General features: G+C 67.5%; 18 protein-coding genes and 3 tRNA genes. 12 read left to right on the top strand and 9 right to left on the bottom strand.

Annotation, left to right across the window (positions count from 1 at the left end; genetic code table 11):
* Nucleotides 1-39: 39 nt before the first annotated feature.
* Nucleotides 40-1,017, bottom strand: a complete 978-nt coding sequence (hutG, locus tag ACHL_RS02975; protein ID WP_015935824.1) for a formimidoylglutamase — start codon at nt 1,015-1,017, stop codon at nt 40-42.
* 244 nt (nt 1,018-1,261) lie between these two features.
* Here hutG and ACHL_RS02980 point away from each other — a divergent pair, with 244 nt between their 5' ends.
* Nucleotides 1,262-2,566 carry a cation:proton antiporter gene (locus ACHL_RS02980; protein ID WP_015935825.1) on the top strand — a complete coding sequence of 435 codons (1,305 nt, stop codon included), beginning with the start codon at nt 1,262-1,264 and terminating at the stop codon, nt 2,564-2,566.
* A gap of 11 nt (nt 2,567-2,577) precedes the next feature.
* Here the strand turns inward: ACHL_RS02980 and ACHL_RS02985 are convergent, their stop codons facing one another.
* On the bottom strand, nt 2,578-4,023 hold the full coding sequence (locus tag ACHL_RS02985; protein ID WP_015935826.1) for an NCS2 family permease: 1,446 nt from the start codon (nt 4,021-4,023) through the stop codon (nt 2,578-2,580).
* 110 nt (nt 4,024-4,133) lie between these two features.
* Here ACHL_RS02985 and ACHL_RS02990 point away from each other — a divergent pair, with 110 nt between their 5' ends.
* Entirely contained in the window at nt 4,134-4,754 is a 621-nt protein-coding gene (locus ACHL_RS02990) for a copper resistance CopC family protein (RefSeq protein ID WP_015935827.1), read from the top strand.
* A 48-nt stretch (nt 4,755-4,802) separates the two neighbouring features.
* On the opposite strand, the gene ACHL_RS02995 is transcribed toward ACHL_RS02990, so the two are convergent.
* Nucleotides 4,803-5,426 carry an FAD-dependent monooxygenase gene (locus ACHL_RS02995; RefSeq protein ID WP_043793730.1) on the bottom strand — a complete coding sequence of 208 codons (624 nt, stop codon included), beginning with the start codon at nt 5,424-5,426 and terminating at the stop codon, nt 4,803-4,805.
* Between the two features lie 430 nt (nt 5,427-5,856).
* On the opposite strand from ACHL_RS02995, the gene ACHL_RS03000 reads away from it, so the two are divergent.
* The 6 genes from ACHL_RS03000 (at nt 5,857) to ACHL_RS03020 (ending at nt 13,057) form a co-directional block, all read left to right on the top strand.
* Nucleotides 5,857-6,903, top strand: coding sequence for a universal stress protein (locus tag ACHL_RS03000; RefSeq protein ID WP_015935829.1), 1,047 nt, complete (start codon nt 5,857-5,859; stop codon nt 6,901-6,903).
* Between the two features lie 47 nt (nt 6,904-6,950).
* Complete coding sequence (locus ACHL_RS03005; protein WP_015935830.1) at nt 6,951-9,803, top strand: PEP/pyruvate-binding domain-containing protein; 2,853 nt, start codon at nt 6,951-6,953, stop codon at nt 9,801-9,803.
* Between the two features lie 103 nt (nt 9,804-9,906).
* Nucleotides 9,907-10,608, top strand: a complete 702-nt coding sequence (locus ACHL_RS24620) for a hypothetical protein (protein WP_244266511.1) — start codon at nt 9,907-9,909, stop codon at nt 10,606-10,608.
* On the top strand, nt 10,568-11,146 hold the full coding sequence (locus tag ACHL_RS24625; RefSeq protein ID WP_244266512.1) for a LolA family protein: 579 nt from the start codon (nt 10,568-10,570) through the stop codon (nt 11,144-11,146). Before ACHL_RS24620 ends, ACHL_RS24625 begins: the two co-directional genes overlap by 41 nt.
* Nucleotides 11,143-12,186, top strand: a complete 1,044-nt coding sequence (locus ACHL_RS03015; RefSeq protein WP_015935831.1) for an ABC transporter ATP-binding protein — start codon at nt 11,143-11,145, stop codon at nt 12,184-12,186. The genes ACHL_RS24625 and ACHL_RS03015 overlap by 4 nt, the downstream gene beginning before the upstream one ends.
* Nucleotides 12,176-13,057, top strand: coding sequence for an ABC transporter permease (locus tag ACHL_RS03020; RefSeq protein ID WP_015935832.1), 882 nt, complete (start codon nt 12,176-12,178; stop codon nt 13,055-13,057). Before ACHL_RS03015 ends, ACHL_RS03020 begins: the two co-directional genes overlap by 11 nt.
* 24 nt (nt 13,058-13,081) lie before the next feature.
* Here ACHL_RS03020 and ACHL_RS03025 read toward each other — a convergent pair whose 3' ends face one another.
* From ACHL_RS03025 to ACHL_RS03040, 4 genes are all read right to left on the bottom strand, one after another.
* Nucleotides 13,082-14,557, bottom strand: a complete 1,476-nt coding sequence (locus ACHL_RS03025) for a C40 family peptidase (RefSeq protein ID WP_050767066.1) — start codon at nt 14,555-14,557, stop codon at nt 13,082-13,084.
* Between the two features lie 193 nt (nt 14,558-14,750).
* Nucleotides 14,751-15,671: a cation diffusion facilitator family transporter gene (locus ACHL_RS03030; RefSeq protein ID WP_015935834.1), complete on the bottom strand. Its 921-nt coding sequence runs from the start codon at nt 15,669-15,671 to the stop codon at nt 14,751-14,753.
* Nucleotides 15,672-15,681: 10 nt separating this feature from the next.
* The gene (locus ACHL_RS03035; RefSeq protein ID WP_015935835.1) at nt 15,682-16,110 is read right to left on the bottom strand and encodes a metallopeptidase family protein; all 429 of its coding nucleotides are present in this window, start codon (nt 16,108-16,110) and stop codon (nt 15,682-15,684) included.
* A gap of 9 nt (nt 16,111-16,119) precedes the next feature.
* A complete protein-coding gene (locus tag ACHL_RS03040; RefSeq protein WP_015935836.1) occupies nt 16,120-17,142 on the bottom strand; it encodes a DMT family transporter in 1,023 nt (340 codons plus the stop codon).
* 127 nt (nt 17,143-17,269) lie between these two features.
* Here ACHL_RS03040 and ACHL_RS03045 point away from each other — a divergent pair, with 127 nt between their 5' ends.
* Nucleotides 17,270-17,953, top strand: coding sequence for a DsbA family protein (locus tag ACHL_RS03045; RefSeq protein ID WP_015935837.1), 684 nt, complete (start codon nt 17,270-17,272; stop codon nt 17,951-17,953).
* A 43-nt stretch (nt 17,954-17,996) separates the two neighbouring features.
* On the opposite strand, the gene ACHL_RS03050 is transcribed toward ACHL_RS03045, so the two are convergent.
* Entirely contained in the window at nt 17,997-19,031 is a 1,035-nt protein-coding gene (locus ACHL_RS03050) for a PHP domain-containing protein (RefSeq protein WP_015935838.1), read from the bottom strand.
* A 164-nt stretch (nt 19,032-19,195) separates the two neighbouring features.
* On the opposite strand from ACHL_RS03050, the gene ACHL_RS03055 reads away from it, so the two are divergent.
* The 3 genes from ACHL_RS03055 (at nt 19,196) to ACHL_RS03065 (ending at nt 19,556) form a co-directional block, all read left to right on the top strand.
* A tRNA-Glu gene (locus ACHL_RS03055) sits at nt 19,196-19,268 on the top strand.
* A gap of 90 nt (nt 19,269-19,358) precedes the next feature.
* Nucleotides 19,359-19,432: transfer RNA gene (locus ACHL_RS03060), tRNA-Asp, on the top strand.
* Nucleotides 19,433-19,480: 48 nt separating this feature from the next.
* A tRNA-Phe gene (locus ACHL_RS03065) sits at nt 19,481-19,556 on the top strand.
* Nucleotides 19,557-19,836: 280 nt separating this feature from the next.
* Here the strand turns inward: ACHL_RS03065 and ACHL_RS23320 are convergent.
* A complete protein-coding gene (locus ACHL_RS23320; RefSeq protein WP_157672492.1) occupies nt 19,837-22,224 on the bottom strand; it encodes a polysaccharide deacetylase family protein in 2,388 nt (795 codons plus the stop codon).
* Nucleotides 22,225-22,786: the final 562 nt, after the last annotated feature.

A 22,786-nucleotide genomic window follows, 5' to 3' on the forward strand; every position in this document is an offset into this window, starting at 1 on the left:
CGTCCCCGGACCCGGAACGCATTGTGGTGGGACCGCAGGTCAGCGGAGCAGCGTGTCCACCAGCCGCGCCGCTACGCGGGCGGTGCGGTGGTCAAGGTCGAACTCCGGGTTAAGTTCCGCCACATCGCAGTGGAGGAGCTTCCCGCTCCGGGCAACCTGCCGGCACACCGCGCTGATGACCGGCAGCGGAACGCCGTAGGCTGCGGGTGCGCTGACGCCGGGTGCCACCGACGCCGGAAGCACGTCCAGGTCGATGGTCAGGTACAGGACATCGATGCCGTCGAGGAAGGACGCCACGAACGCCTCCACCCGGTCCGCTGCGCAGTCCTCGTCCAGCAGGTAGCGGACGCCCAGGCGGTCCGCGGTATCGAACAGGGCGCGGGTGTTGTTCGCTTCAGAAATCCCCACAACGGCATACCGGAAGTCCCGGCCGGCACCGGCTTCGGCGCGGGCCATCTGGAGGAACGGGGTCCCGGAGCTGGGAACGGGTTCGTCCCGCAGGTCGAAGTGGGCATCGAGGTTCAGGACCCCCAGCCGGCTGCCGTCCCGGATGGCACCGGACCCGCTGACGCCAAGGTAGCTGGCGTAGGCGGTCTCGTGGCCGCCGCCCAGCACCACCGTCAGGTGGCCGGCGTCGAGCAGGGCCGTCACAGCGCTGCCCAGCCGGGCCTGGCCGCCTTCCAGGTCAGGACCCGGAACCGTGACGTCGCCGGCGTCGTACACTGCCCGGTCCAGATGGAATGCCAGCGGTCCCAGCGCCTTGCGGACCGCGGCGGGGGCGGCGGCCGCACCCGGGCGGCCTTTGTTCCGGCGTACTCCTTCGTCGCTGCAGAACCCCAGCAGGACCGCCGGCGCGCTGGGAGCCAGGGCGCCCGGAGGGCCGTCGTGGCCGCTTGCCGCCGCGCTCGCGTAAGGTTCCACCGCCTGCCACCAGCGCCGGTGCTCCGGCCCGTCGCCGTCGAACCTTCCGGTCCAGGCGCTGGGCGGGGTGTCGACGTCGGGAGTTGGGGAAGCCATGTTCCAAGCTCACCGCATGGCCGCCGCGAAAGCGAGCAGGACCGCCGCGGTCCTGTCTGGAATGCGAGAACCCGGCCCATACAAGCAGGCCAGTACAAACTGGCCCGCGCAAGCGGATGCGGTGAAAGCAGGACGCCCGGGAGTCAGGGCGCCCTGGCAGCAGGGGCTAAGGTGGAGCATCCCCTTCCGGGACGCATCACGTTGCCTGCGCCTGCCCGGCGCACGAACAGCCGGAGAACTGCACGTGTTTGAAGCCCCCAACATCCTTTTCGCGGCAGCCGGAGTGGCAGTATTCGTGGCCGCGGTGCTGCCCAAGCTGCTGCGGAACATGCCGTTTTCCATGCCGATGGTCTTCCTCGGTGCCGGGATGGCGGCGTTCGCCCTGATCCCCACCCTGCCCAGCCCGGATCCCGTAGCGCACGGCGAGTTTGTCCTGCACCTCTCGGAAATCTGCGTGATTGTTTCGCTGATGGGTGCCGGGCTCGCCCTGGACCGGCCAGTGGGACGCAGCGGATGGTCAACCACGTGGCGGCTCCTGGGCATTGCCATGCCCCTATGCATCGTGGCGCTGACGCTGCTGGGGCTGTGGTTCCTGGGGCTCGGCCTGGGCGCTGCGCTGCTCGTGGCAGCCGGCCTGGCACCCACTGACCCGGTGCTGGCTTCGGAAGTGCAGGTGGGGGAGCCGGCTGACGACGAGGAGGGCACCGGCAAGGAAGACGAGGTGCGGTTCGGCCTCACCTCGGAGGCCGGGCTGAACGACGGCCTCGCCTTCCCTTTCGTCTACCTCGCCATCGCCATCAGCATCGCCGGCGCGGACCCGGCGGCGTGGTTTCCCCAATGGTTCGGGCTGGACGTGCTGTGGAGGCTGGCCATCGGCCTGCTGGCGGGGTTCCTTACCGGAAAGCTGCTGGCCCGCCTCTTCTTTTCAGCCCGGAAGGAAAGCCTGCGCCTGTCCAACCATTCGGAGGGTTTCGTTGCCCTGGCCGCCACTTTCCTGGCGTACGGGCTGACCGAGATGGTGGAGGGCTACGGTTTCATAGCCGTCTTTGTGTGCGCGGTGACCATCCGGGCCGCCGAACGGACGCACGGCTACCACCGCGTTCTGCACTCCTACGTGGAGCAGCTGGAGCGCCTCCTGACGGTGGTCATCCTGGTCCTGCTGGGCGGGGCCATTGCCCGCGGACTCCTGTCCGGGATGGGCCTGGCCGAGGTGCTCGTGGCGTTGGCGTTCCTGCTGCTGGTCCGCCCGCTGGCGGGCTGGCTGAGCCTGCTGCGGGGGAAGACCGGCCCACGGGAAAGGATTGCCCTGTCCTTCTTCGGCATCCGCGGAATCGGTTCGCTGTATTACCTGTCCTACGCGCTCGGGAAGGGCAGTTTCGCCGGGCAGGCGGAATGGCTGTGGGGCTTCGTGGGGCTGGTGGTGGCCATGTCCATCGTGATCCATGGCGCCACCACCTCACCCCTGATGAACCGGCTTGACCGGCTGCGGGGAAAGAAAGCGCGGGCGGTGTCCGGCGACGAAGGGCTGGCACCCAACACACCGGTCTGAGTACCGGTGGGTCAGAGCATGCCCAGGGCGGCCTCGATGGGGCCGATGGCGAAGAACAGCAGGAACGCTGCGGCCACAGCCCACATGAGGGGGTGGATTTCCTTCGCCTTGCCCTGCACGGTCCGGATCAGCACGAAGCTGATGAAGCCGGCACCCAGGCCGTTGGCAATCGAGTAGGTGAACGGCATCAGGGCGAAGGTCAGGAACGCCGGGATGGCGATGCCCCAGTCCTGCCAGTCGATCTTGCCCACCTGGGAAACCATCATGAAGCCCACCACCACCAGGGCGGGGGCAACTGCCTCGAACGGAACAAGGTTGATGAGCGGCGTGAAGAACATGGCCACCAGGAACAGCAGGCCGGTGACGATCGAGGCCAGGCCCGTCCGGGCGCCCTCCCCGATGCCCGCGCCGGCTTCGACGTAGATCTGGTTGGAGGACACGGACGCGCCGCCGCCAACGATCGCCCCGAGCGCATCCACCTGGAGGACGCGGTCGACGTCGGGAATGTTGCCGTGCTCGTCCACCGTGCCGGCCTCGTTCGCCAGGCCCACCATGGTGCCCATGGCGTCGAAGAAGATGCTGAGCAGGATGACGAAGGCCAGGAGCGTGGCGGCCACGAAGCCCAGGTGCTCGAACGCGCCGAACGGGTTGGCCTTGCCGATCAGGGACAGGTCAGGCGCGGCCCACTCGGAGAACGCGGGGGACACCAGGGACCAGCCCTGCGGGTTGAACGGCTTGTCCGGGGACACGCTGGGGCCGATGTGCAGGGTCATTTCCAGGATGACGGCCAGCACGGTGGACGTGATGATGCCGATCAGGATGGCGCCCTTGACCTTGCGGACCACCAGGGCGATGGTGAGGACCAGGCCGAACACGAACACCGCGGTGGGCCAGCCCAGGAGCTTGCCGTCGAAGCCCAGGCCCACGGGGACGGTGGTCCCGGCAACGTCGGGGATGCGGCGGACAAAGCCCGCGTTCACGAGGCCGATCAGGGCGATGAAGAGGCCGATGCCCACCACGATCGCCGTCTTGAGCCCGTCCGGCACTGCTTTGAACACGGCGGTGCGGAAGCCCGTGAGGACCAGGATGAGCATGGTCACGCCGGACAGCACCACCAGGCCCATCATGTCCGGCCACGTCAGGCCGGGGTTCGTGGCCACGGTGACCGCCACGAACGCGTTGACGCCCAAGCCGGTGGCCAGGGCGAACGGGTGCTTGGCCCAGGCCCCCATCAGGATGGTCAGGATGCCGGCAACGAAGGCCGTCACCGCGGCAACGGCGGTGAATCCAAGGGTGTTGCCGCTGGAGTCCGCCCCGGAAAGGATGAGCGGGTTCAGTACCACGATGTAGCTCATGGCGAAGAAGGTGGCGAACCCGCCGCGGATCTCGCGGGAGAGGTTGGAACCGCGTTCGGTGATCTTGAAATACCGGTCCAGGGCAGAGCCTTGCTTAAGCATTAGTCCTCCGGGGAATGATGTGGGGATACCTGCATCCTATTGGGGCGGCGGCGGGACGGCCGCCAATTTCACCTAGTCTGTAAGGAAGCCAACACAAGGAGCAGTGCACCATGCGTCCCTTCCGCCATTTCCGCGCCCTTCTTCTGGGAGCCGCCGTCCTGGCGGCCTCGCTGGGCGTGGCCGGTCCGGCAGCCGCCCACGACGCCGCAGAGTCCAGCAGCCCGGCGCAGGGCGGGTCAGTCCCGGCGCCGCCAGCGAAGGTTTCGGTGACCTTCAACAACAAGCCGCTGGGCCTCGGGGCCTCAATCTCGGTCAAGGACGCCGCCGGTGCCGAATGGGCTGACGGTGCGGTGGAGATCGTGGACAACGTGGCGTCGCAGAAGCTGCGCCCGGGAGGACCGGCCGGCGCATACACGGTGGCGTGGCGGGTGGTCAGCTCCGATTCGCACCCTATCGAGGGGACGTTTACGTTCACGGCTGCCGCGGCTGCGGAAGGGGCCGGCGCGGCAGCCACAGGCGGTGCCAGTACGACGCCGGGCGCTGCCGTTCCGGGGGCGGGCACCGCCCAGCCCGGGGCCACAGCGCCTGCCGAACCGGCAAGCTCCGCGCAGCCGTTCCAATGGAGCATCGTCATCTTTGCGGTGGTGGCCGTAGGCCTGCTGGTTGCGTTGGCTGTGCTGGCCAGGCGCCGCCTTTCCGGCGGCGCCGATGGGGAACCGGACAGCGTATAGGAGCCCGGCAGCCGGGTGCTGCTGCCTCCCGGCGTGCCGGGCAGGCCGCTAGCAGGGCAGCATGGACAGGCTTCCTGTTGCCGGGAAGGCCGTGCTGTCCGGGTTTACCTTGGCGGAGATGGCCTGGCCCACGGTCTTCGCCTGGCGCAGCACCTCCTTGGGCGAGGGCGTGATCAGCTCTCCCACGCCCACAAGGTAGATGCCGATGGCACGCATGGCTGCGGCGAGGTTGCGGCCCACGGCGATGCCAAAATCATTGATCATGCGCCGCAGCTGGCTCTGCGCGCAGCGGGTGAGGACAATATGGTCCGCCACCAGCACTCCGGTGGGGGTGTGCACTTCCCACTGCGGGGTTGCCGCGCTTTCCGGGGCACCGTCCACCTGGGTCAACTGCACGGCCCGGGTGCTGCGGATATCGACGTCGTGGCTGGCGGCGTAGTTGCGGAGGTGCCGCAGGATCTCGTTGCGCTCCTGGAGCGTCGCGGAATCCGCCGTGTCGATGCGTTGGAGTGAGGTGGTGACGGCGGGCGGCGTGGCCCCGAAAGTGTCCAGGCCGTCAACCACGATGGAGTGGATACCCCTGCGGCGCAGCTCGGCTGCCACAGCGAGTCCGGACAGCCCGGTGCCAATGATCACGGTGGTGGTCTGTTCGGTCCCGGCATTTCCAGGCATGTTTGACACTGCTGTTTCCCTCCTTCGACATTTCTGCAGGTGCTGGCGTCATCGCCGGCGGGCGCGGTCCCGTTGCCCCAAATGCAAGGCCGCACAGTGGTCCCGGGCAGCCGTCGAACGGAAGTTACTGTCGGCGTCCCGGACCAACAATGTCCAGAACACTACAGAACAAAACCGGCCATGGATAGCCCAAAACGTAAACATTCTTCCGGGGCTGAACACGCTTTCCCAGAGGGTGTGGAAAAACTGTGGATAACCTGTGGATTCCGGACCTGAGCAGGCTTGCTATGGTCCCTCGGACGCGGAATAGTGAGAACTGGAAGCGGTCCCCGGCCGCACAGTTCCGGCAGCGGCCGGGGGTGCACTGGGAGGGGTCCACTTTCTGGCAGAATGGCCGGAACATCAGGCAGTAGCGCAAGGAGGCGGCCCCATGGGCGCACAAGAGTTGCATCCGGACCCGGCGAGGGATGGCGGTGGCCCGTCCGCCGCGCCCGAAGGAATCGTCGTGGGCGTGGACGGCTCCGACCATGGCCAGTGCGCCCTCGTCTGGGCCGCGCGGGAGGCGCAGCGCCGCCGTCGTCCGCTGCACATCGTGACCGCCTACTCGGTGCCCATCTTCGCTGCCTCCGGCCTGGACGGAGGGTATGCCACGGTGGACGATTCCGTCATCCGTGAGGGTGCGGAGGCCATCGTGAAGCAGGCCATGGAGAAAGTGGCGGGCTACGGCATCGACGTCAGCGCCTCCGTGGAGAACGGCGACGCCTCGGGCGTCCTGCTGGAAATGTCCGAAACCGCCGAACTGCTGGTCTTCGGGACCCGCGGCCGCGGCGGCTTTGTGGGCCGGCTTCTGGGATCCGTGAGCAGCGCCCTGCCCGCGCACGCGAAATGCCCCACCGTCACCGTGCCCCTGATCTGCTCGGACCGGCTGGGTGAAACCACCGAGGACAGGCGCGTCCTGGCCGAGCAGGCCAAGTCGGGGCGCCAGCTCGTGGAGAACGTGGTGGTGGTGGGCGTGGACGGATCCGAGCAGGCCCGGGTTGCGGTCCTGGACGCCGCGGACCAGGCCGAACGCCTCGGCGCCAAGCTGCGGGTGGTGTGCGCCGTTCCCCAGTACAGCGGTTCGCTGGCCTGGGTGCCCGCCCCCATGGACCGCAAGGCGCTGTTTGCCGAAATCCAGGTCACGCTGGACGCCGGCATGGCCTGGCTGCGCAGCCACTATCCCGGCCTTGACGCCGAGTCCGAACTGAAGGACGGTTCGCCTGTGGACGTCCTGGTGGGGGAGAGCCGGCACGTTGAACTGGTGGTTGTTGGCACCCGGGGACGCGGCGGGTTCACCGGCATGCTCCTGGGCTCCACCTCGGACGGCGTGCTCCACCACGCCAAGGGGCCAGTCATGGTGGTCCCGGACCACGCGGACCCCCGCCTGGCCGACAGGCCCAGGTTCGGACCCATCCTGGGCGACGCCGACGCCGCCTGACCCCGCCGCGGCCGGGCCGTCAGCTACGGAGACGTGGAGGCGCCATCATGCAGCATCCGGAATCTTCCCAGGGCGGCAGGCCGGCCGCTGCGCCTGGCGCGGACCTGGTGGTGGACCTGCGCCGCCTCGGCGCCGGAATGCTCGCGCAGGTGGGTGGCAAGGCCGCGAACCTTGGTGAGCTGCTGGCCGCCGGGCTTCCCGTACCTGAGGGCTTTTGCCTCACCACGGAGGCCTACCGGCTGGTGACAGGGGCTCCGGACTCAATTAATCCGGAGCTGGCAGCCGTCCATGCGGCACTGCGGACGCCGCCGGGAGGCCCCGGCCAGCCAGTTGCTGCAGCCCCGGAAACTGCCACCCACAGGATTCCCGCCCCCGCCAATTCCCCACCGGATATTCCCGCCCTGGCCGCGATGGCCCGTGCCGCCGTCGTGTCCGCCCCGCTGCCGCCTGAGGTGGCCGCCGCCGTCGAACGCGCCTATGGGGAGCTGGGCGCGGACGTACCGGTGGCTGTCCGCTCGTCAGCCACCGCGGAGGACCTGCCCTTCGCCAGCTTCGCCGGACAGCAGGACACCTACCTGAATGTGGTCGGAGCCGCTGCGGTGCTCGAAGCCGTCCGGAACTGCTGGGTGTCGCTGTGGACGGACCGGGCAACCACCTACCGGGCAAGCCTGGGCATCGATCCCGCCGAGGTGGCACTGGCGGTGGTCGTACAGCGGATGGTGGACGTGGAGACGGCCGGGGTCCTCTTCACCGCCAACCCCGTAACGGGCCGCAGGAACGAGGCAGTCATCGATGCCAGCCCGGGCCTGGGGGAAGCCGTGGTGTCCGGCGCGGTCAATCCGGACCACTTCGTGGTGGACCCGGCGGCCGGGCGCGTCGTGGAGCGACGGCAAGGCGACAAGAGGATCGCCGTCCTGGCCGTGCCCGGCGGCGGCACCCGCACTGTGGACGCTGCTGAACACGCCGGCTTCTGCCTCACCGACCGGCAAGCCGCGGACCTGGCCCGGCTTGGACTGAAAGCGGAGCAGCATTTCGGAGCGCCGCAGGACCTCGAATGGGCCATCAGCCGCGGCGGCTCGCTGTGGCTCACGCAGTCCCGGCCCATCACCACCCTGTACCCCGTCCCCCGCCGCCGGGACGGTGCCGCCGGGACCCGGGGGTTCCTGTGCTTCAGCCTCGCCCAGGGCCTGACCCGGCCCATCACACCGATGGGCCGGGCCGCCATCCGGCAGATCGCGTCGTCAGTGGCACGGACAGTGAAAATTCCCGTCGCCGACCCCCGCGTAGGACCGCCGGCGTACGCCGATGCCGGGCAGAGGATCTTCATCGACTTCACCACCCCCATCCGCAGCACCGTGGGCAGGGCAATCCTTCCCCGGGTGTTCGATGTCATGGAAGCCCGCTCCGCAACGGTGATGCGGCGGCTTTTCGATGACCCCTCGTTCGCCGTCACGCTTCGGACGCCCCTGCCGCTGCTGCGCCGCATCCTGCCCGCCGCTGTACGTGCCGGCCTGCCGGAAGCGATCCTCCGCGGGATCTTCCGCCCGCAGGCCGCGCTCCGGCGCCTGGACCGTTTCACCCGGGACTTCGAAGCCGCCCTCGAACTCGATCCGGGTGCCGCGGGGCAAGCCTCCGCCAGGCCCACAGCCAGGGACCGGCTGGCGCACGCCGAGGGCCTCCTGCAGCGGCGGCTGTTCACCATCGTTCCCGCCATCCTGCCCCTCGCTGCCCTGGGCTTCGGCATGCTGGGAGTGGCGGGCAAGCTGCTGGGCGGAAACCGATGGGAGGACCTACAAGGGGTGCTCCGCGGGCTGCCCAACAACGTCACCACAGACATGGACCTTGAGCTGTGGCACCTGGCGGCGGCCCTCCGGGACGATCCCGGGTCGCGTGCCTTCCTGGCAGGGAAGGACACGGCGGCGCTCGCGGCAGCGCACCGGGAGGGCGGCCTTCCGCCACGCCTGGAGGCAGGGCTGAGCCGGTTCCTTGACAGGTACGGGCACCGCGCCGTTGCCGAGATCGACGTCGGCATGCCCCGCTGGTCGGACGACCCCGCCCATATCCTGGGGGTCCTGGCGAACTACCTCCGGCTGGAGGACCCGGACCTCGCGCCCGACGTCCAGTTCAGCAACGCCGCCGATGCTGCGGAGGCCCAGGTGGAGCGGCTGGCTGCCGAAGCACGCACCCGGGGAAGGATCCGGGGCGCCTTGGTCCGCGCCGCCCTGCATAGGGCCCGGCTCTTCGCGGGGCTCCGGGAACTGCCCAAATACCACCTGGTGCTCGGACTGGCAGAAGTACGCCGGCAGCTGCAGCATGTGGGGGCGGACCTCGAGGCGGCAGGAACCCTTGACCGGGCCGAGGACATCTTCTTCCTCGACTTCGCTGAGGTAAGCGCGGCCCTGGATACCGCTGCCGGAGGCGGTGCAGGAACCGGCCCTGCCGGAGGGCCGGGGCTGCGTGCACTGGTGGTGGAACGCCGGGCGGACTATGACAGGGAGCTTGGCCGGCGGCACATCCCCCGGGTGCTGCTCTCCGACGGGACCGAGCCGGAAGCGGCGCAGGCAGCTGCCGGCGGCATCACCGAAGGCACCCTGACCGGCAGCCCTGCCTCCGCCGGGACGGTCACCGGCGTTGCCAGGGTCATCCTGGACCCCGTGGGGGCGCACCTTGAGCCGGGTGAGATCCTGGTGGCGCCGTCCACCGATCCCGGGTGGACCCCGCTGTTCCTCACCGCGGGCGGGCTGGTGATGGAAATGGGCGGCGCCAATTCGCACGGTGCCGTGGTGGCCCGCGAGTACGGGATCCCGGCGGTAGTGGGGGTGCCGGACGCCACCGGACGGATATCGTCCGGGCAGGAGATCACGGTCGACGGCGGCGCCGGAACCATTGTGCCCTCGTAGCTTTCCGTCCGGTTTCGTCGCGGTACGGCGCCGGTGGCGTCCACTCGCGAAGCCGGCCCGGGCAGCCCGTGTGGCGGGACGCGGACAGGCGTAACCTTGAGCTATGGGCTCCGAGACCACGGGCACCGATACAACGTTCCACCCGCACGGCAACCGCCGCAGCGGCCGCAACTGGCCGCGGTGGTTGCCGGCCCTTGCAGTGCCGGTGGTGATCGCTGGCGCGGCGCTCGCAGGGACCTTGCCCGCCAGCGCCGGCGACCCGCTCCCGCAGAAGACGCCCGAGGAGGTGCTGGTCCTGGCGGCCACGCACCACGCCCAGGCCTTCTCCGGAACCATTGAGCAGTCCTCGGACTTTGGGTTGCCCGCCCTACCGTCCACCGCTGCTTCTTCCGATCCCGCGTCCGCCGGCGGTGCCGCGTCCGTGGTCGAGTTCCTTTCCGGACAGCACACCGCCCGTATCTACGTAAACGGCGCCACCAAGGTCCGCATGCAGGTGGTGGACAGGCTTGCTGAACGCGATGTCATCCGCCGGGACAGCGACGTCTGGTTCTACTCCTCCAAGGACAATTCGGCCGCCCATCTGACCCTGCCTGCCCGCGCTGCCGACCTGCCGCTTGCCGCGCCGCAGGCCCAGGGTGAAGATCCCGCTGCCCCCCACGGTGCCCGGTTCGCCGTCGGAATCCATGATGCCGACGCCGGCAGACCTCGCCCGGCACCTGCTCGAGAAGGTGGACCCCAACACCGCCGTGACAGTGGGAGCCGATGTGGAAGTAGCAGGGCGTGCGGCCTACAACCTGCTGCTTGAACCCCGGTCCGACGCCACCCTGGTAGGCCAGGTGGCCATCGCGGTGGATGGCGAAACCGGCATGCCCCTCGCCGTCCAGGTCACGGCGCGGGGGGCCGGAACGCCCGCCTTCCGCCTCGGGTTCACCGCCCTGTCCCTGGAGGTGCCGGACGATTCCCTGTTCACGTTCTCCCCGCCTCCGGGCAGCACTGTGAAGGAACTGCAGGTTCCCAACCCCGGGCAGGAGGCCTACGGCGGTCATACCCCCGGTGACCACCGCTTCGGTGACCCTGCCGGAGACGGCAAGGGCTCCGACCATCCGTCTGTCACCGGGCAGGGCTGGGAAACCATCCTGCGGCTGCCTGCCGCGGCAGCGGGCGCACCGGGCGCCAATTCCTTCCTCGAGGATCCGTTGCTGGCCCAGGCCGCCGTCGTCGTTCCCGGCGGGCGGCTGGTGTCCACGGCGCTGCTCAACGTGCTCATCACCGATGACGGCCGTGTCTTCGCGGGCATGGTTCCGCCGGACAGGCTGCAGGCCGCCGCTTCGGCGGCCCCATGAACCCCGGCCTTCCGGGTGCGCACGGCGCAGGTTCCGCAAGCTACGGGCTGACCATTGAGACCCATGGCCTGACCAAGAAGTTCGGCCACCAAGTGGCTGTGGACGGGGTGAACCTTGCCGTGCCGCCCGGCTCCGTGTTCGGCTTCCTGGGGCCCAACGGTTCCGGGAAAACCACTACCATCCGCATGCTGCTGGGCCTCGCGTCGGCCTCAGCCGGGACGGTGGACCTGCTGGGGATGGAGATGCCGCGACGGTTCCACGAGGTGCTGCCGCACGTGGGGGCACTCGTTGAGGGCCCGGCGTTCTACCCCTTCCTGTCCGGTGCGGCGAACCTGCACCGGCTGGACGCTGCCACGCGCCACGCGGTACCGGCAACGCGCCGCGCGCGGGTGGACCGGGCGCTCGACCAGGTGGGCCTTGCCCATGCCGCCAACAAGCGGGTGCACGCCTATTCGCTGGGCATGAAGCAGCGCCTGGGGATCGCGAACGCACTGCTGTCGCACCGGGATCTGCTGGTGCTGGACGAGCCCACCAACGGGCTGGACCCGCAGGGCACCCGGGAAGTCCGGCACCTGGTCCGCTCCCTGGCGAACAACGGCACCACCGTCTTCGTTTCCAGCCACCTGCTGGCCGAGGTGGACCAGATGTGCACGCATGCCGCGGTTATGAGCGCCGGGAAGCTGGTGGCCCAGGGCTCCCTCGCCGACCTCCGGCGGACGGGCAGCGCCAGGGTCCGCCTCCTCACGCCGGACGGGAGACAGGCACGTGAGGTTTTAGCCAGCCTGGGGTTGAATTCCGAGGCGGGCGATGCCGAGCCCGGAGGGGAAACCCTGCTGGCTGCCCTTACGGCTGCCTCCGGTGCCTCCTCAGCGCGGATTGACGGGTCCCCGCAGGCCCAGTCCGGGGAAATCCTTGCCGAGGACATCGTGGCGCGCCTGGTGGCGGCCGGGGTCCGGGTCCGGGGTTTCGCCGTCGAACGCGAAAGCCTGGAGGACCGCTTTGTGGCGCTGACAGGGGAGGGGTTCGACGTTGCCCAGTAGCATCCCGGCGGACATCCCGGGTTCGGCCCGAACACAGGAAGCGGCCGTCCCGCGCTGGTCCGGGCTCTCCTTGATGCAGTCCGAACTGAGGGTCCTGTTTGGGCGCCGGCGCACGTGGGCGCTCCTCCTGGCCCTGGCGGCAATTCCCATCCTGATCGCGGTGGCGGTGCGGCTCTCCTCCGGCGTCCCGTCCGGCCGGGGTCCGGCATTCCTGGACCGCATCACGCAAAACGGGTTGTTCGTGGCCTTCACCGCCATGCTGGTCTCCGTGCCACTGTTCCTGCCGCTGACCGTTGGCGTCGTGGCGGGCGACACGATAGCGGGCGAAGCAAGCATGGGCACTCTGCGGTACCTGCTGGTGGCTCCCGCCGGGCGCGTGCGGCTGCTGCTGGTCAAGTACGCGGCGGCGCTGGCATTCTGCATCGTGGCGCCCCTGACAGTGGCGCTGGCAGGCGCCGCCATCGGGGCCGTGCTGTTCCCGGTGGGGCCTGTCACGCTGCTGTCCGGTGACGTGATCCAGCCGCCGGAGGCCGCGGTCCGGATGCTCCTGATCGCGGCGTACATGGCGGTGTCCCTTGCGGGGTTGTCCGCCATCGGCCTGTTCCTGTCCACACTGACGGTGGTTCCGGTCGGCGCCATGGCGGCCACGGTGGTGGTTTCCGTGGTGTCGCAGATAGCGGACCAGCTGCCGCAGCTGGAGTGGCTGCACCCGTGGCTGTTCAGCCACTACTGGCTGGGCTTCGGCGACATGCTCCGGCAGCCGGTTCTCTGGGATTCGTTCGGCAGCAATGCGCTGCTCCAGGCCGGTTACATTGCCGTGTTCGGTGCGCTCGCCTATGCCCGGTTCACCACCAAGGACGTCCTCAGCTGACGGGTTCGTGTCCCATCATGGTGCTCAGTACCTGGCCGCGTACGGGTGCAACTGCATCCCGGCCATGGAACTGAGCTGGGTGACGCCGATTCCCTCCTGCGGGTTCAGTGCCTGGACCACCTGGCCGTTCCCCAGGTAGATGGCCACATGGTAGAAATCCGGTCCTGAGCCCCACACCAGGAGGTCTCCGCGGCGGGCCTGCGAGAGGGGCACGTGGACGGGAGCAGCAGCGTACTGCTGGCCGGCTGTCCGGGGCAGGTACTTCCCGGCGGCAGCGAAGGCCGTCTGCACCAGTCCCGAGCAATCGAAGCCGGTGGGTCCCGTGCCGCCCCACTGGTAGAAGTAGGGCGAACCCACCTTGCTGAGGGCCACGGAGATGGCCGTTTCGAGGGTGGCGCCGCCGGTAGCTGGGGGAGCTGGAGCTGGAGCGGGGGCAGGTGCAGGCGCGGGGGCAGGGGCAGGCGCAGGAGCGGGTGCGGGTGCCGGAGCTGGGGCCGGTGCGGGGGCTGGGACAGGCGCAGGAGCGGGTGCGGGAGCCGGAGTCGGTGCCGGTATAGGAGCCGGTGCAGCTGGAGCCACGGGAGCGGCGGGTGTGCCCTGGTTGGCTCCGGTTTCACCGCCCCGGGTTTCGCTGCCCTGGGGATTGGCCGTGACCGCAGCTGCGTTGGCCGCGGCTGTCACGGCAGCCAGGCGCGCTTCCTCGCGCTGCCGTTCGAGCCCGTCCACCCTGGCTGATTCGAGCTCCACTGTCGTGTTGCGCAGCTGCGCGAGCTGGTCCACCAAAACGGTCCGCCGGGCACGGGCATCCGCCACGGCCGCGGCCTGGGCGGCGTTGGCCTGTTCGGCGCCGGTTTTCCGTGCCTCGGCGGTCCGGGCCGCCTCATCCGCTGCCTTCGTCGCGTCTCCGGCTGCGGCCGTGAGGGTTTGCGATGCGGTGGCGGCAGAATCGGCCGCCTCGAAGGCGCGGCTGCGGCCGGCGGACAGCGCCTGGAGCGTTGCGGCCTGTTGCAGGCTTTCGCCGGTGCCGCTGACCAGGGTCCCGAGCGTTGGGTTCAGGCCGCCGTTCCGGTAGAGGTCACCGGCCAGCTGCCCCACTTGCTTGCGGGTCTTGTCCTGCTCCGCCTGCGCGGCCGCTGCCCGGGCGGCGGCCACGGACGCGGCCTCGGAACGCTGCTGCAGCTCCACCAGGGCTTCGCTGTAGGAGTTGTTTGCCTGCATGGCCACGGCGAAAGCCGCCTGCTGGGCGTCAGAGGTGTCACCGAGGATGCGTTCGATCGCGGCCACCTGGTCCGCAGTTGCCGCTTCGCTGGCCTTGGCCGCTGCAATGTCCTCGGGAGAGGGGAGGGCGGGCGCCGCCGGAGCCTGCGCTGCGGGAAGGTGCGCGCCGGGGGCTGCTGCTGCGGGCAGTCCCACGGATCCAAGGAGTACGACGGCGGCGCACAGCACTGCCGCTTTCCGGCCGGAAGCAGCCCGGGGCCTGGGCAAACGCGATGCAGGCATAAACCTCGACATGGACAGGAACCTCGCAGCGGTTGGGGCTGGGAGTGAGGTCCTGGTGGTGACACAGAGGTGCGCCTCGGCTGCTCGCCAGCAGTCCGAGGTTACGTCACCCGTTGCACAGAAGCAACAGCTGTCACATCAATAACACTAATCACAACAGTGTCATTACGCCCGCAGGAAAAGCGGCGTGTTGTCAGGCGTGCTGGCGTTCCTCGTGTTCGGAATGGCTGGCGGGTTCCAGCTGGAAGGTGCAGTGGTCGGTGTCGAAATGCGATCCCAGGCAGGTGACAAGCTTGTCCAGCAGCTGGTCGGCACCACGGGCGTTGAGGACGCCGTCCTCCACCACCACATGGGCGGAGAAGACCGGCACGCCGGAGGTGATGGTCCAGATATGGATGTCGTGCACGTCCGTGACGCCGTCCACGGAAAGGATGTGTTCGCGGATCATCTGCACTTCCACGCCCTTGGGGCTGGCCTCGAGCAGCACGTCCACCACGTCCCGCAGCAGGCTCCATGCCCGCGGCAGGATCATCAGGGCGATGACAACCGAGGCGATCGTATCCGCCGCCTGGTAGCCGGTGACCATGATGACTACGGCCGCAACGATCACGGCGAAGGAACCCAGCAGGTCGCCCAGGACTTCCAGGTAGGCGCCACGGACGTTGAGGCTTTCCTGGTGGGCGCCGCGGAGGATCAGCAGCGAAACCAGGTTCGCCACGGCGCCGAGGATGGCGGCGAAGAGCATGATGTCGGTGTGGACTTCAGGAACGGATCCGATCCTGCGGATGGCCTCGGTGAAGATCACCACGGAAATGACGATCAGGATCAGCGCGTTGGCCAGGGCCGCCAGGACTTCGGCGCGCTGGTACCCGTAGGTCCGCTGGTCACTGGCGGGCCTGCCGGCGATCCAGGCGGCCAGCAGGGCGATCGTGACGCCCGCAGCATCGGAGAGCATGTGGCCGGCGTCCGCCAGCAGTGCCAGTGACCCGGACAGGATGGCTCCCACCACCTGGATCAGCACCACGCTCAGTGTGATCGCCAGGACGGCCACCAGCCGTTTGCGGTGCCGCCCGGTGGCGGTGATTCCGTGCGTGTGGCTGTGGTCGTGTCCCATGCCTACAAGGCTAGCCCCAGCCGAGCTCGTGCAGCCGCTCGTCCGAAATGCCGAAATGGTGCGCTATCTCGTGGACCACAGTCACTGCCACCTCGTGGATGACGTCCTCGCGGGAACTACAGATTTCGAGGATGGGTTCACGGAATATCGTGATCCGGTCGGGCAGTGATCCGGCGTCCCACCAGGAGTCCCGTTCTGTCAGGGGTACGCCCTCGTACAGTCCCAGCAGTACGGTGTCCGGGTCTTCTCCCGGCCCCGGTTCGTAGTCGTCCTCAATGAAGACGGCCACGTTGTCCATGGCCCGGGCCAGCTTTGTTGGAATGCTGTCCAGGGCGTCGGAGACGGCAGCCTCGAACTCGTCCGGGGACATGGCGAAACCCAGCGGTTCGTGCGGGCCCTCCGGAATGATGGGGAGGCCGGGCGGAAGGCTTGGGGGCATACCTCGACTTTAGTCCCGATTGTCCGCCGGGAAGGCCTGGTTCTGCCCGGAAACGCCACGGGCCGCGGACCTTGAACCCGCACGGCGGGTGCGGGTCCGGCGGCGAGTCAGGCTGACGCCCACCAGGCACACCAGCCCGCCCACCAGGCCCCAGGCCGTGGGGATCTCTCCCAGCAGGAGCCACGAAATCAGCACCGTTGTTCCGGGAACCAGGTAGGTGGTGGCCGCCAGCTTTCCGGCATCCACCAGTGACAGGGCATAGGCCCAGGTGGTGAAGGCGATCGCGGTGGGAAAGATCCCCAGGTACACCAGCCCTGCCGTGGCCGCGGGCGGTGCTGCCTGTACCTCGGACACCAGCTGCCCGGCGAAGGGTAGGCAGCATAGAGCACCTACCAGGATTCCGAACCAGGTGGCCTGGGCCGCAGGGAACTTCCGCAGCACCGGCTTCTGGATGATGACGCTGACTGCGGCGAGCACCGCGGCAAGGAGGCAAAGCAGCACGCCGGCCATGTCCGTCGTCGTGCTTTCCCCTGGCTGGCCTGGCGCGCCGGATCCCAGCGCGATGAGCGCGACGCCGGCGAAGGCAATGGTGCTGCCGATGAGCAACCAGCGCGGAAAGCCCTCCTTGAGGAAGATGCCTGCCATGATGGCCACCAAAATGGGATTGACGTTGATGAGCAAGGCACTGGTACCCGCATCAAGGACATGTTCGGCGGCATTCAGCGCCACGTTGTAGCCCCCGAACCACATCACCCCGTACGCCAGGATGGGCCACCACTCGCGGCCCCGCGGCATGAGGCGCGTCTTCAGTATCTTCGGCAGCGCCACGGCAGCGAGTACGACGGCGGCAATCGCCAACCTGCCCAGCGTCAAGGAACCGGGAGAGAAGTGTGGACCGATGGCACGGATACCCACGAACGCCGAAGCCCACAGGACCACGGTGACCGCCATGGCTGCAATGCCCAGCGCCTTGACCGGGGCTGCCGCCGATGACGCCGAAGCGGGACTGCTGACAGGGGTAGTGGAAGGCATGAGCCCAATCTAGTCGCGCAGGCCAGACCCGGGCTGGCGGAAATCGGCCACGTCTGGCCAAGTTCCTGCCAAAGTGAAACTGCCCGTGGAACGGGGGTCCCTCCGTGCCTCGGCTAGGATGCGAACCATGGTCTCAAGCCCTGCCCCACCCCGTGATACCGCACGCCTTGTCAGGACAGTGATCTGGATTGTGCTGGCAGCCGCCGTCATCGGCGGGGTGGCCTGGTACGCCCTGTTGACCGCCAACAATGAGCAGAAAGCTGCTCCGCCGGCGCCAGGATCCGAACAGCTCGTCCGGGAGAACAGCTACCGCCTCACCGCGCCTTCCGTGGAAAAGGCGCAGCTGGTGGAGTTCCTGGATTTCGAATGCCCCTCGTGCGGGTCCATCCATCCCGTGGTGGAGGAGCTCAAAGCCGAGTTTGGCGACAGGATTACCTTCGTGAACAGGCATTTCCCCCTGGCGGCCCACGCCAACTCCGGCCAGGCGGCGCTCGCTGCCGAGGCCGCAAACCAGCAGGGCAAGTACCAGGAAATGGCCAACAGGCTCTTCGAAACCCAGTCCCAGTGGGCCGGGCAGCAGACGTCCCAGGCGCCGCTGTTCCGTACGTACGCGGAGGACCTCGGGTTGGACCTTGCCCTGTTCGACGCCGCCGTGGCTGACCATCAAACCGAGGAGCGGGTCCTGGCGGACATTGCCGATGGCGAGGCGCTGGGCGTCCACGGGACGCCCACCTTCTTCCTCAACGGGGAGAAACTGACGCTCACCACCAAGGCCGATTTCCGGCAGAAACTCGCCGACGCCGTCAGATAGTCGCGTCAGGCCACTGTTGCCGCGGCAAGCTGGACGGCAGGAACTAGCTGGCCGCCCAGTCAAGGAGCTTGTCCACCGTCCAGGTGGTGATGATCCGCTCCGGCGGCACGTCATTACGTTCGGCCCGCTCGGCCCCGTACTGGAGGAAATCCAGCTGTCCGGGCGCGTGGGCGTCGCTGTCGATGGAGAACAGGCAGCCTGCCTCCAATGCGAGCTTGATCAGCTCATCCGGAGGGTCCTGCCGCTCTGGCCGGGAATTGATCTCGACGGCAACATTGTTCTCGGCGCAGGCGGCGAAGATCTCCTTGGCATCGAATTCGGACTGGGGGCGGGTGCCACGGGAGCCCTCCACCAGCCGGCCTGTGCAGTGGCCCAGGACGTTGGTGTGGGGTGCCAGGATGCCGCCGAGCATCCGCGCGGTCATGGTTTTGCGGTCTGCCCGGAGCTTCGAATGGACGCTGGCCACCACGATGTCCAGCCGGTCCAGCAGTTCCGGGTCCTGGTCCAGCTCTCCGGATTCCAGGATGTCCACTTCGATGCCCGCCAGCAGCCGGACCGTGCCGTCGTGCGGTCCACCGTCCTTGCCCCCGCTGTTGATGGCGGCCACCACCTCGAGCTGGTTCGCCAGGCGTTCGGCGGAGAGGCCGTTGGCGATAGTCAGGTTGGGGGAGTGGTCTGTCAGGGCCAGGTACTCCCGCCCAAGAACTTCCGCGGCGGCGACCATCACCTCGATGGGGGAGCCGCCGTCGGACCATTCGCTGTGGCTGTGCAGGTCGCCGCGCAGGGCGTTCCGGACGGTGGCACCGCCGGCGGCCAGAGGCTGGGCGCCTTTCTCCCGGAGGTCAGCCAGGTAGTCCGGGACGGACCCGTCCACCGCCTGCCGGATGACCTGGAACGTCCGGTCGCCGATGCCCTTCATCGACTTAAGCCGGCCGTTCCGTGCCCGGGCGGCCACTTCGTCCGGCGGCAAGGCGCTGATGGCGGCGGCGGCCTTGCGGAAGGCTTGGACCTTGAAGGTGGCAGCGCGTCCGCGCTCCAGCCAGAAGGCGATCTCGTTGAGCGCTGCGACGGCATCCATCCATCCATCTTGGCCCGTTCGTCCTGTTCAGGCACGGGTTTCCGGCCGATTTTGGATAATCGCAGAGTAGGCCCTATAGTTGTTGAGTCCAGTTCGGAGAAACGCAAAGGACAAAGACGGAAAGCTTCGCTTTACGCCTTTTATTTTGTTCCGAACGGGTTCTGGCCCCCATCGTCTAGCGGCCTAGGACACCGCCCTTTCACGGCGGCGGCACGGGTTCGAATCCCGTTGGGGGTACGCAAGGAACTGGTCAAACAGACAAAAAATGTCTGGTAGGCTGGAAGCCTTGAAAAAAGCAGTAGAGATACTGTGAAGCAAGAAACGCAAGGCCCTGTAGCGCAGTTGGTTAGCGCGCCGCCCTGTCACGGCGGAGGTCGCGGGTTCAAGTCCCGTCAGGGTCGCTCTGGTTGTCGGAAGAGATTTCGGCGGTCATGGTGACATGTCACCTAGGCTCTGTAGCTCAGTTGGTAGAGCGTTCGACTGAAAATCGAAAGGTCACCGGATCGACGCCGGTCGGAGCCACCACTGGGAAGCATCAGTTCCAACGAACTGGTGCTTTTCTTCTTTAACCACATTTTCCAGGCTCAGTTTTGCAACCGGACTTCCGGAGTTGCTTGGGTGGGTCCCGGCCTTGTTCGCACATCAGAGCCGTCTAGGGCCGGATTGGCGAACAAGCGCCAGGCCTGTGGCCACCTGAGCGGGTAATGCGTCCACACATGAGTGCTCCCCGGCTGCCGAACCTGGTGATGGATACGGCTGCCGGGGAGCAGATCATATGCTCAGCGTGGCTGGCTTGCTGCGTCTGTCAGAGGAAATATCCCGAGACGTCTGCGATCAGATGCGTGGTGCCTGTTGAGCTGTTCGTGAGGCTGACCTTGCCATCCGGTCCCAGGGGAACAGTGACGCTGTTCGGGACAATCTGCCCGGCGGCGTAGTTCACGTTGGAGGCATTCGGCAGTGACGATCCGGACGGGTAGGCCGTGACGAAGCCGTTCCTGGTCGGATTGGCCACGGTCAGGTTGAAGATGGTCGCCGAGGCCGTTGCCGGAACCCCGCTGACCGAGCCGATCTGGACCGGGATGGTGCCGTTGGCGGCCACCGGACTGCCGGACCTGGTGTCCAGGAAACGGGTGGGCGCAATCGGCTGGAACATGCCGGGAAGGGTTACCGGACCTGACATGTAATAACCGGAAACGTCGGCGATCAGGTGCGCGGTACCGGTGGACTCGTTGTACAGCGACACCTTTCCGTCCGCTCCCACCGGAACCGTGACCCTGTTGGGGACAATCTGGCCCCTGTCGTAGTTGAGGTTGGAAGCCGTGGGAATGGACGTCCCTGAGGCGTAAGCGGTGACAAATCCGTTAGAGGTGGAGTTGGCAACAGTGAGGTTGAAGGTCACTGCCGAAACGCCTGCCGGGATGCCGCTGTTGCCGCCCACCTGGAAGGACACGCTGCCCTTCGGTGCCACGGGGGTTCCCGTGGTCCGGGTGTCCAGGAACCTCGCCGGTGCTACTGGTCGGAAGGCTCCACCTGCAACAGCTGTTCCTGCCGCGTAGTAGCCGGAAACGTCCGCAATCAGGTTGGCGGTGCCAGTCGACTCACTGTAAAGCGTGACCTTGCCGTCGGCGCCCACCGGAACCGTGACGCTGTTGGGGACTGTTTGCCCGGTGTCATAGTTCAGGTTGGACGCATTGGGCCGTGTGGTGCCGGACGCGTAGGCCGTGACGAAGCCGTTGGACGTTGGATTCGTAACGGTCAGGTTGAAGGTCACGGCTGCAACGTTCGCGGGGATGCCGCTGTTGCCACCAACCTGGAACGACACGGTTCCCTTCGGACCGACGGGGCCGCCGCTGGACCGGGTGTCGAGCAGGCGCACCGGCGCCATGGACTGGAATGCCCCCGGGTCAACGGCTGCCTTGGTCAGGCTGTAGTCGTCTGTCACGAGTGTTCCGGCGCTGAACATTGTCAGGGACAGGGTCATGGCGGTGGCGCCCGCCGGGACCGGCGGCGAAGTCCACGTGGCTTGGGTGAACGTGGCCGCTGGCCCGAAGTAGGGGCTTGAGGTCCAGTAGTGCCAGCTACCCGTGCCGGTCCTGTAGTAGATCTCGAACTGCGTGTTGGCCGTTGACGTATACCAGGCAGACATTGAGTATCGCTGCCCGGGTGTCACGGTCGGGGTGCACTGACCCGTGTCCTGCGGGGGCAGTATCTTGGCATTCCCGCTCTGGTAGGAGGACACCACCACCTGCTGGGCGGCAGTGCCCGTGTGGGCTGCCGTCACCGTGCTGTAGGTGTAGGTGTTGGTTCCAAATCCACCCGGAACCCAGCAGTATGGTGCATCCCCGGCAATGGGGCCCGCTGTCTCGAAGCCCGGGTTCCGGATGAGGTTGCCGGAGGTCAGGGGGGCCGGTGGCTGTGGTCCGGCGGTGTTGTTCTTGACAGCTCCGCCAATCACCTGGTCCACGGTCTTGACGACGATCCGGCCGGCGCTTTGTTCGGCGGCCAGGAAGTCAATCAAGGCGTTGAAGTTCGCCGTGGTGACGTTCAGCGGCTCAGTGTCCACACCGATGTGGTGGAACGTGTACTGCATCCAGCCGCCGCCCGGCTGGGCCTTGAGGGTCAGGTCTTCCAGGTTCTGGAGGGTCCACGTGTTGTCTATCTGGTCCGGCGCCTTCGTGAGGAACGGGTCTGCCGGGGGCATGGTCTCGGCCAGCGGGAACGTTTCGGTTCCCGCGATGTGGCTTGCAATGTCACCCAGGCCCCGGGCGCTGTTGTAGCCGCATGTGTTGGCAATGCCTTCGATGGCCGGAGTCGAGGAGGCGTACGGATACGCGAAGCTGGTGATGCGGAAGCCCAGGTCCCTCAGGCTGATGCGGTCGTTGCAGATCTGCCGGGTGACCTCAGCTGTATCGGCGAACGCAAGGTCGGCATGGGTGACGCTGTGGCCGCCGATCTCGTTTCCGGCTGACTGCAGGGCAAGGGCCTGGGCCGTTGACATGTAGGCGGCATCAGCATTGAGGAAGCCAGAGGGAACATAGAACGTGCCCTTCAGGCCCTTGGCATTCATATACGCCGCGGCACCAAGCTGGTCCGCGTGTGCGTCATCGAAGGTCAGGGTGACCACTACGGGATCTGCCGCATGGGCGGCCGGTGCGAGGGCTACAGTGCTGACAAAAGTCGAAAGGACCAGCAAAGCTGTTCCCGCCGCAGTGGCAGCGGTCCGGCCGGTTTTGAATGTATCCCGGAGCCGGCGCCCGGAAAACGTGGGTATGCTCCAGCGGCCTTTGGCCGGTGGAGGGGCTTTTTGCAGGGGCTGGCCTTTCGGGGCGCGCTGCATTGATCGTTCCATGCGATTAACTCGATTCAGAACAGCGGCTTGCCGGCCCACCCCCTACCCGGAATGGCCCGATCGAAACCGGAACGGGCGTTTGTTGTCTGCCATCCCAGCCTCTGGCTGGCCGACTGCTCCCAAAATATATTCGCTGGGTTAATGCGGCATGAGTGCCGGCTACCTGTCTTTGCCGCCGAACCACTCTATTGATCCTCGTGCTGCCCCCGGCACATTGGGCCTGCCGCGTCCGAGGCGACAGGCAGCGGCGAAATAGATTTGTCAGACATCTGAAACATTTGACTGTGAAAAATCGTTGTGGCACGCGCGCGCCTTGGGCTGCGTAAGCGCTTGCATTTATGAGTCGAACTAGGTTTCCGGACTGATGACACACGTTTGAAATGTGCTCCTGGCCCTGCCTAGCGTG

The sequence above is a fragment of the Pseudarthrobacter chlorophenolicus A6 genome (genome assembly GCF_000022025.1).
In the GTDB taxonomy this organism is placed as follows: domain Bacteria; phylum Actinomycetota; class Actinomycetes; order Actinomycetales; family Micrococcaceae; genus Arthrobacter; species Arthrobacter chlorophenolicus.